At 38.8% G+C, this 10,588-nt stretch carries 6 protein-coding genes and 1 pseudogene; all 7 read left to right on the top strand.

What is annotated here, in order from left to right; genetic code table 11:
• Nucleotides 1-1,302, top strand: a 1,302-nt coding sequence (traG, locus tag ACFIL8_RS06000) for a Ti-type conjugative transfer system protein TraG (RefSeq protein ID WP_375689131.1), incomplete at its 5' end; no start/stop codon positions are given.
• A 516-nt stretch (nt 1,303-1,818) separates the two neighbouring features.
• Nucleotides 1,819-3,447, top strand: coding sequence for a BID domain-containing T4SS effector (locus ACFIL8_RS05995; protein ID WP_375689129.1), 1,629 nt, complete (start codon nt 1,819-1,821; stop codon nt 3,445-3,447).
• 248 nt (nt 3,448-3,695) lie between these two features.
• Nucleotides 3,696-3,878: pseudogene (locus tag ACFIL8_RS05990) on the top strand (type IV secretory system conjugative DNA transfer family protein); the annotation flags it as partial.
• 1,202 nt (nt 3,879-5,080) lie between these two features.
• Nucleotides 5,081-6,679, top strand: a complete 1,599-nt coding sequence (locus tag ACFIL8_RS05985; protein ID WP_375689127.1) for a BID domain-containing T4SS effector — start codon at nt 5,081-5,083, stop codon at nt 6,677-6,679.
• Between the two features lie 310 nt (nt 6,680-6,989).
• Nucleotides 6,990-8,174 carry a BID domain-containing T4SS effector gene (locus ACFIL8_RS05980; protein ID WP_375689125.1) on the top strand — a complete coding sequence of 395 codons (1,185 nt, stop codon included), beginning with the start codon at nt 6,990-6,992 and terminating at the stop codon, nt 8,172-8,174.
• 340 nt (nt 8,175-8,514) lie between these two features.
• Nucleotides 8,515-9,360, top strand: coding sequence for a BID domain-containing T4SS effector (locus tag ACFIL8_RS05975; protein ID WP_375681943.1), 846 nt, complete (start codon nt 8,515-8,517; stop codon nt 9,358-9,360).
• A gap of 354 nt (nt 9,361-9,714) precedes the next feature.
• Nucleotides 9,715-10,588: BID domain-containing T4SS effector (locus ACFIL8_RS05970; protein WP_375689123.1), on the top strand; the 874-nt coding region annotated here is incomplete at its 3' end.

The raw sequence follows: 10,588 nt of genomic DNA, 5'->3' as shown, positions 1-10,588 counted from the left end.
GCCCCTTTGCTAACCTTTAATCTTGATTTTGGTTCAACTCATATGATCTTTTTTGCTGGTTCTGGTGGCTATAAAACCACAAGTACAGTAGTTCCTACGTGTTTAACCTATCCAGGGTCTATTGTTTGTCTTGATCCTTCAACAGAAGTTGCCCCAATGGTCAAATTTGCGCGTCAAAAGATAGGGAATAGAAATGTCATTGTTCTCGATCCCAATTCATTTTTAACAAAAAATTTTAATGTCATCGATTGGCTTTTAGACGACAGCGTACCACGCACACAACGCGAAGCGAATATTGTAAGCTTTTCCAAGTTGCTCCTTACAGATAAAAAATCAGACAATTCTTCAGCGGAATATTTCTCAACACAAGCCCATAATCTATTAACAGCTCTTCTTGCTCATGTTGTATTTTCTGATGAATATGAAGACAGCGAGCGCAATTTAAAAACATTGCGTGGTATTCTCTCTCAATCAGAAACAGCTGTTGTTAATCAATTACGCATGATTCAAGAAACAACACCTTCTCCTTTTATTCGTGAAATGGTTGGTATTTTTACAGAAATGGCAGAGCAAACCTTTTCAGGGGTTTATACCACCGCCTCAAAAGACACCCAATGGCTTTCTTTATCCAATTATGCAGATCTTGTCTGCGGAGATGATTTTTTTTCCTCAGATATTACCAATGGCAATACAGATGTTTTTCTCAATCTCCCCGCAAGCATTTTAAACAGTTATCCAGCTATTGGACGTGTGATTATTGGCGCCTTTCTCAATGCCATGGTTACAGCAGACGGTAACTATAAAAAGCGTGTTTTATTTGTCTTAGATGAAGTTGATCTTTTAGGCTATATGAATATTTTAGAAGAAGCCCGCGACCGTGGACGTAAATACGGTACATCCTTGATGCTCTTCTATCAATCCTCTGGCCAGTTGGTCAACCACTTTGGAGAAGCAGGAGCACGTTCATGGTTTGAAAGTTGTTCCTTTGTCAGCTATGCTGCCATTAAAGATCTCCAAACTGCCAAAGACATTTCAGAACGCTGTGGCCAAATGACCGTTGAAGTAACCGGAACAAACAAATCAAGAGGTTTATCTTTAGGAAAGAGTTCATACAACGTCAATTACCAACAAAGAGCCCTGATTTTACCCCACGAAGTTATTCAAGAAATGCGTCAAGATGAACAAATTATTCTGATGCAAGGACAACCCCCTTTACGTTGTGGTCGAGCGATCTATTTTAGAAGAAAAGAAATGTTAGCCGCAGCTGCAAAAAACCGCTTTGCTCCACAAAAGAAAAACTAAAAAACACCCTCTAATGGAGGCAATGCATCAAAACAAAAACATCAAAGGATAAAAGCAGAGATTCTATCTCATAAAAGCCTATAAAGAAGGAATTCCCGCTTGATACAACAAGAAAAATATGGGGAAAAGTCTTTAAATGATGGTATTATGCCTGTGCTTACCAATGCCAATTTTCTTTATAAAGCACTCTCCTCATCTCCAAATAATAAATACCAATCATATCTATGCCTTGAGAATCCTATCAGGAAACTTTTGAAGGCACCGCTTTTATAGGGAAATTTTTCTACAAAAAAATTAAAAGACAATATGCATGAAAACAACCCAAATGAACCATTCTCTCTCAGTAAAAGAAAAAAATGCCAAGATAAAGATTGATACACTCAAAAACACCTACGAATTTGAGGGATTTTTTCCTCACCCAAGTCTCAACATCTCAAAACAATATGCGTGGGGGATTTTCAAACAAAAAGTTTAACACACTCTCATAGACAATGTAACATTATAAGGAATGTAACAATGCCCAAAGCAAAAGAAAAAACAAAAGGAATTCCCTCACCCCATAATTATATCTATCTTGGTACCCAAATTCTCAAAAATAGATATGGAGAAACAGATTTAAAACGTTTTCTGGAAAAATGCTCACATGATAGGCAAAAAGCCATGATCAATCTGCGTGCAGAACCCCTGCCAGAATATTTTAATTCAACTTATCTATGCCATATCCACCAACAATTGTTTAAAAATACCTTTGTATGGGCTGGACATCTGCGCCATATCCCCTTCGCATTTACAGACGATAGCATTGCCGCCATGCCAGAAATGAAAAGAATGGAATGGGGCAATAATTTTGCAACCGGTGAAGAAATCCCTGAACTCTTACAAAAATTAGATCAAACGCTTGCCGAAAAAGACAATTTGCAAGGCTTAACACGCGAAGAATTTGTCAAGGAAGCAACGAGTCTATTTTATACTCTTCACAAAATCCACCCATTCATAGATGGCAATGAGCACACAGAACAAGTCTTTTTTGAAAATCTTGCCAAAGCTGCAGGACATCAGCTTGACTTTTCGCTTGTCACACAAAAACGTATGATGGCTGCCTGTAGCGAAGCAATGCAATATAGCAATACACAACTGTTGAAAGATCTTTTTGAGGATATCTCCAATCCCCCCAAAATACGTCTTTTAAAAGAATTTATGGACCACATAAACAATACGGGACGCAACGTGGATGATCGCCTTGTTATGGCAACAAAGGCAGGAGAAACCTATATAGGAACTTATAAAGGTTGTTATTCAGAAGGTTTTATACTCGATATGCAAGGAACTTACATCATTGGTAGCAAAGATGATCTCACACCAGAACGATTAAAAACACTAAAACCTGGTGATATCATTACCTTTACCGCCCCCAACAGCAAAGAGCTTGAAAACACGCTTATTCCAAAAGAAACATTAGCGCCTCTCACAAAAAGTGAATGTGCCAAAACAGTTGCGCTAGATAGTTACGTTCTCAAAGCTCAAAAGCAAGTCCGAGCTTACGCAAAAGCTGTTTATGGTGACGCAAACGTATTAAACGAACAGATAGAAGAGATTATTAAAAATCCAGAATTAGGCAGACAGTTTGCTAATCAGATTAAACAGGCACCGCACTCTGTTTCTCCTCTTGCAGGTTTTAGTATATGCGGTCTACAAAATCCGGCACGTGTACACGCTCGAAATTATCTTGATGTGCTCTCTCTTGCAATTGAGAATTATGTGTATACTGTAGAAGCTACCTATAATATAGTCACTCGAGACCATAAAATTAAACAAGAACGCCTTGGAAAAGCGGTAGAGAATCCCAGTCAAAACTTGAAAAATATTTTTGCTTTATCACCGGAAAAACAAAGAGAAATCTTGTCTCAATCTCCTCAATTACACCAAGAGCTCCGTACTTTTATAAACAGTTTAGAACATCGTCTCTCATCAAACGAATGTAGTGCGATCACAAACAAAGATTATGAAACACTTGCACAAAGTATTGGTATATCAGAACAGAAAGCACGAGAAATTACCGACATTGTTCAAAAAGCAAGGAACACTCATAGCCAATTCTACACACGCACACAAAATCGTTCAAATACACTTGCTATGGCCAACTAAAAAATATGAAACTTTGTTTTTTTGATTTAAACACCTATGTGGAAGAGATATTTTAATATTCTTATCATACATGCAAAAAACAGACTACTTAAGCGCCCTACCACCAATTTTGCACATAGCATATACACCATATCCAAAGCAATTGGACAGGATAATTGTTAATTCCTTTTAAACGTCATGATTACTACCGACGAAAGTTACAAAAGCCTATTTTATTTGTCTTAGATGGAGTCGATTTTCGTGGTTATATGAATATTTTAAAAAGAGCACTCATTTTACCCCACGAAGTTATCCGAGAAATGCGTCAAGATGAACAAATTATTCTGATGCAAGGCTCCCCTTCGCGATGTGGTTGCGCCATCTATTTCAGAAGGAAAGAAATGTTAGCCGCAGCTGCAAAAAACCGCTTTGCTCCACAAAAGAAAAACTAACTTCCTATTATGAGATCTTGACTATGAAAAGTCCAACCACAAAAACAACATACATTTCTATTTTTTAAAAACCCGTTAACAAAAAGTTTTTGACCGCTTCTTCACACATAAGGAAAACATGATAAAAAATCCGTGTTTTTTCCTTTTTGTATTTTGTGTATCGTTTTACCAGTACCCATCGTCTTTACAAGAAAGTCCACCCCCCTCAAATCACCTATAACCAAACCAACATTTCCACTTGAGAACGTCCTGCAAATACATTCCTACAAAGCTTTTTGTTTATAATTTATCCCCTACAAACAAGCAAAAACATTTCACAACGCTAATCACCAATATCAAGACTTAAAAAAACGGTTGATCTTTGAGACAACAACTCTCAAAACACCTACACTCAAGAACATCGATTTTTTCCCAAAAAATATTTAAGATATACATCAAAATGAATAAATCATTCTTATACAAGCTTTCCCCCCTTTACGATATCATAAAGTGTTCTATTTTAATGATAAAGCGCTGAAAAAGGCTTTTCTCCCCAACCAAAGAAAAGTTTTTATTCTCTTATGGGTCTTAAATCTTAAAGCAGCGCACACAATAAGAGCAACAACACAAAGTAAAAAACATTTTGTTGCAAAAATACACAAAAAAGATGTTCGTATGGCAAGATATTCATATGGAGCAATAAAAAAATATAATGGAGAAAAATTTTTGATGACTGCTTTTGCCCATAGATTCACCAATCTGAGAGCTGTGTATGAAAAGTACCAGCACCATCCACTAACCAAGAGCGATTACACCCGCTATATCCACGCCCCTCATCAAAGCGCTCTTGCAAACAACTTTGTTAAAGGAAAAAACAACAATTTTAAGCAACATTTTTCTTTTTGACCTCTTCCTTACACCTCAAAAAACGAAGATTTTACCCAGAGTCAATTTATAGAAAATCCATTTTCTGACCACTCATGGGCTTCATATCAGCGCCCTAAATACCAGCATTTTACAGTACAAGATAATAAACAAAGGAAACATCAGAAAAGCTTTTCAAAAGCATCACAAAACGATTGATACAACATCCATACACTGAAGGGAAAAGCACTCCCTCTCATAACAACAAAAATCTCAAAAGAATACGCGAAGGGGAATTTTTCACATGCAGCGTTTAAGACGCTCATCAACCATCACCCTACCTACTTAGGAGAGATTACATGTTAGAGCAAAATTATCTATATAAAGGAACCAAAACACTCAAAAATAAATATGGCATCAAAGACCCTAAAAAACTGTATCAACGCAGTACCCATGACGTCACTAAAGCAGCCGTAAATTTTCGCCATGAACCACCCCCACAAAAATTTGATGCTTCCTATCTAAAACTAATCCACTGGAGCCTCTTCTACGAAACTTTTGAATGGGCGGGCCACACCCGCGATACATCCTTTACATTTGAAGACGGCACTTCTGCCCATATGCCGGCGATGCGTCCCAAAGGTTATGAAGTTCCTTTTGCTATTGGACCGAAGATTCAAAAAGAACTAAAACAACTCGAAAAAACACTTAATGAAAAGAACAATTTAAAAGGTTTATCGCGCCAAGAATTTGCTGAAAGTGCCGCTGAAGTTTTTATGGCGCTTGAACACGCGCATCCTTTTAGAAAAGGGAATGGGCGCGTCAATCGAATGTTTATGGAAAAACTTGGACAAGCAGCAGGGCATACCATTGACTTTTCTTTCATCACAAAAGGACGCATGACAACAGCTTGTATTGAAGCCATGCAATATGGCAATCCTCAACCGATGAAAGATCTTTTTGAAGATATCACGCATCCGCAAAAATCCCTTGTTTTAAAAGAATTCATCTCCCAAATGAGAAACGCTGGATTGGATGAAATTAACAATCGTGTTGTTGTTGCTGCAAAAGAAGATGTAACCTATGAAGGTGTCTTTAGAGGTTTTTCAGCAGAAGGTTTTGTCATGGAAGTAGAGGGAGCTTTCGTCGTCGGACACAAAGATGATCTCACCCCAGAACTCGTCAAAACATTACAAAACGGTGCCCGCCTCTGCTTTCAAAAAACCAACGTTCAAAGCTTAAAAGAAACACTGATCCCAAAAGAAACTTTAGCCCCTCTTACCCATGAAGAGTTATTTGAAAGGATTTCAAATGACGCTTATGTTGAAGGAAGCCGAAAAGAAATCGAAAATTTATCAAAGACTGTTTATGGTAAAACTCACACCTTAAAGACAACATTAGATATCATAACGGCAGCTCCAAACTTAGGAAATCAGTTTGCCGATGAAACTTTACAAAACCCTCAATCAATTTCTAAATTTGCTGGGAGTAAAATACTTGGCATGAAAAGTTCAAATCGCAGACAAGCCGAACAGGCTGTTCCACAACTCAGCCAAGCCCTTAAAAATTATGGCGCAATAACACAACAAACAAAAGATGCAATTCTAGAGCAACACCAAAGAGAACAAAATCGCCTGAACCACACTGTCGAAAAACCTGGAAAAAATTTACAAAACCTTTTTGCCTTACCAGAAGAACAACAAAGGGAAGCTTTATTCCATTCTCGTTCACTGCGACAAGAACTCCATACCTTTTCACGACAACTACACAATCGTCTATCCTCAGAAGATCGTAAAGCCATACAAGAAAAAGATTATACCAGACTAGCTTGCCTCCTTGGGACATCGGAAAGCAAAGCAAAAGAAATTGCGAATACTGTAAAGAACACCCAAGAAGCACAATGCCAAGCTCGCAGCTTGAAAGTTAGTCGTTCCTCATCGCTGGCTCTTACCGGCTAAAAACGCGTGAACTTTTGCCTTCCAACAGAACTCTTTATACCAATCATTTTATCTCCATTACGCCCACCAATTGTTTTAAAATGTTACAAAAGATAGTCCTAAAAATGAATCCTGTAATCTCCTATAACTTATTGATAATATTTCATAAAAAAACTGTATAAAAGACATAAATGTCCATTACATATCAATATGAATAGCGCGAAGTCTTTGGAGACCATTCAGTTTGATATTCTTCTTTTGTCCTAAAAAATATCAAAAAAGTGGGGAATGCGCCAAAGAGGTTTTCTAAAAATATTGAAAGGAAACAGCCATGAAAAAAAGTCACCCACAACAATATACACTTCAACAACCACCAAAAACGATCTATGCTCCCCAAAAGCCACTTGAACAACAAAATCTAGGAGCTTCTAATGTAGGAGACCTCTACGCAAAGGTTAACAAACCACCCAAAGAACAACGCAACCCACAACACTATACACTTCAACAACCAGCAGAAACGATCTATGCTCCCCAAAAGCCACTTGAACAACAAAATCTAGGAGCTTCTAATGTAGGAGACCTCTACGCAAAGGTTAACAAACCACCCAAAGAACAACGCAACCCACAACACTATACACTTCAACAACCAGCAGAAACGATCTTTGCTCCCCAAAAGCCACTAGGAAATCCCTATGACAGACTTGGTGGAAGACCAAGTGATGGGCGGCGTGCCGACAGACTCGTAGACCCCTATAGAGTAACGGACTTGGAAGCGCAAGGTTGGCAAACACCCTATGACACAATTGGTGGAGGTGCACAGGGTGGACGACATCCCCATGAACCAGAACATCTCTATGCAGAGCTTAACTTTGATGAACGTGGTGAGCCCTCTCCCCAAAGACCACTCGAATCTGTCTATACAACGGTTGGCATGGGGGCTGAAGGCGGGCAAGAGTCTGAACAACTAGAAAATCCCATCTATCAAGGCGTTGGCGGAGGCAGAATCTCCCCTCCCAGAACCCCAAAAGATGTGGTTACAACAAAGCTTTTAACAAACGTAGACTTTCAATATGGTGTAAGAGAAATCCAAGAGCGATGCAGAGTTGTTTATAAAAACGAACATGCTTTGAATGGACCACTTGCGAAGATCCTTGATGATCCTCAGGGTGCAGAAAAAGTCTTATTGGAGCTTGCAGAAAATCCTGAAAGCGCTGGTAAGCTTGCAGGTCACAAAATACTTGGTGTAAAATCTCCAAGCCGCAGAGAAGCTGAAGATGAGTTTACCCACCTTTGCTCAGCTCTTGAGAGACATATACATAATACACAAAAGCTCCATAAACAGTTTACACGGGAGCAGGAAAGAGAAAGAAGTCAAAGACACGAAAGTCCAGAAAGAGACCCAGAACACAGACATCACCACCATCATCATCACGCAAGAGGACGAGAATACAATAGTCCAGAGCCCAGCCCACAACGACAAAGACATGGAGAAAAAGGAATGGCTTTTGCCATGTAAGTGGACATAAACATAAAAACAGATAGGTTTTTGTTTTTCATGTAATTTTTTTCAGTGAGTTTCTTGGTGCAAATCATTTTATCGTGATTGCACCAAGAATTGTTTTAAAATATTACAAAAAATAGTCCTAAAAATGGATTCTGTAATTTATTATAACTTATTGATAATATTTCATAAAAAAACTGTATAAAAGACATAAATGTTCATTACATATCAATATGAATAGCGCAAAATCTTTGGAGGTCATTCGGTTGGATATCTTCCTTATATAAAAGTTATCAAAACTAAAAGTGGGGAATGCACCAAAGAGGTTTTCTAAAAATATTGAAAGGAAACATGTATGAAAAAACATCATCCAAGCCCTTCTGCAAATCCAGAAGCCCTCTATGCAAAAGTTAATAAACCAACCAGAGGAAACCAGCGCGGTCCAACCCCAGAAGAGGAAGTTCTATACGCATCAGTTAGCACCTCTTCCCCTCTTTCAAGAGACAGACATCATGCTCAAAGGAGTGAAGATCCTGAAACCGACTATACAACGGTTGCTTCTCCAAGACATGAAACTGATGTTCTATACGCATCAGTTAGCAGCGTTACCCCTTCTTCAAGAGGTAAACATCAAAGGACAGAAGATCCTGAAACCGACTATACAACGGTTGCTCCGCACCAAAGAGGAAGATCTCCATCTTCCCTCACAGCTGATCAAATAAGTGTCATGCTTTTAAAAAATCCACACGTCCAAGCACATGCAGAAGAAGTCATACACTGGAGTAAAATTGTTTATGGCGATGATACGATTTTCCAGCAGCACTTGCAAGGAATACTTACAGATCCCACTAAAGGAAAAGACCTTTCAAATCAACTTGCTGAAAATCCTGAATCTATACATAAACTTGCTGGCCGCTCCACACTTGGCTTAAAAAATCAAACACGCAAAGCAGCTGAAGATGGTTTTAGATCGCTCGTTGATGCCGTTGATGGTTATACGAAAGCTGTACAAGACGCAGCAACAAGACTATCGCAAACCCCTCTAGCGGAACAAAGACGCCATCAAGAAAATTCTCAGCAAGTTGAGAGACACCATCATCATCATCGTCATCATCACACAAGAGGACAAGAACACAATAGTCCAGAGCACAGCCCTCAACGACAAAGACACGGAGAAAAAGGAATGGCTTATGCCATGTAAGGGGGCATAAACATAAAAACAGATAGTTTTTGTTTTTCATGTAATCTTTTTTTCAGTGAGTTTCTTGGCGCAAATCATTTTATCGCGATTGCGCCAAGAATTGTTTTAGAATGTTACAAAAAATAGCCCTAAAAATGGCGCCTGTAATTCATGCCGACTATTGATAACTTATTGATAATATTTCACAAAAAAACTGTATAAAAGACACAAATGTCCATTAAGCTGATTGCAAATAGCGCAGATCTTTGGAAGCTCATTCAGCTCGATATTTCTTTTATCTCAAAGCGATCCAAGCATAAAAGGCAAGAATGCACCAAAGAGGTTTTCTAAAACAATTTTTGAAAGGAAACATGCATGAAAAAAACCCACCCTCATCCTTTTCCATCCTCTTCAATACAAGAACTTATAAAGCTCTATGAACAAGCAGCGGCAGAAGTCTCAGGCGCAGCAGCCCCCCTTCTTAAAGAAACGCCTTCAAAAAGCAAAAGACTGTCATCCATACCGGAAGAAGATGAGGAAAGACAATCTCTTTTAAGAGAAGAAACTGTATATGCATCAACAAATCCAACAGCTTCGTTAACAAGAGGCGGCTCTACCAAAAGGCAGAGAAAACCTGAAACGACACACGCAACAATTCCTTCACAAGCAGCATTACAAAGGGCAACAAGAGTTCTCTCAGAGGAAGAGATCATTCTATTGCTTCCACACCATTCATTGGTTCGAACCTATCAAGAAGAAATCCAACATTTATCCGCAAGTGCCTATGGTAACCCAAACATTTTGCAAGAAAAAATGCAGGAAATTCAAAGAAATCCCGCTGCAGGAGAGGAGCTCTCATGGCGCATGGCAGCCCATCCTGAAAGTCTTGCTAAACTTTCCGGCACCAGCATGTTGGGCTTTAAAAATCGAGTGCGTAGACAAGCGGAAGAGAGTTATTCCGCTCTCAGTGTCACCGTTGATTGTTATACAGAAGCCGTAAAACAGGCAAGAGAGAGCCTCTTACAATCTCCAGAGCAAGAACTCAAAAACTATGAACGCTTAATGGGGAAGGAAGCTGTCACTAAACTTCTACAAAAATCAGATCAACGCGAAAAAGAAACGCTTTCAGAGACAGAAATTTCTACCAAAATTCACCAACATTCAAAAGTCAGAAGACACCATGCCCAAATCCAATATTGGTGCGGAGTTGTTTTTGGCAACACAAACATTTTGCAATCACAGGTGGAAA

Source organism: Bartonella sp. AP57NXGY, from assembly GCF_042195805.1.
GTDB lineage: Bacteria > Pseudomonadota > Alphaproteobacteria > Rhizobiales > Rhizobiaceae > Bartonella.
Note: the sequence above shows the minus strand (reverse complement) of the source record. Positions and strands in the feature narration are given on the sequence as shown.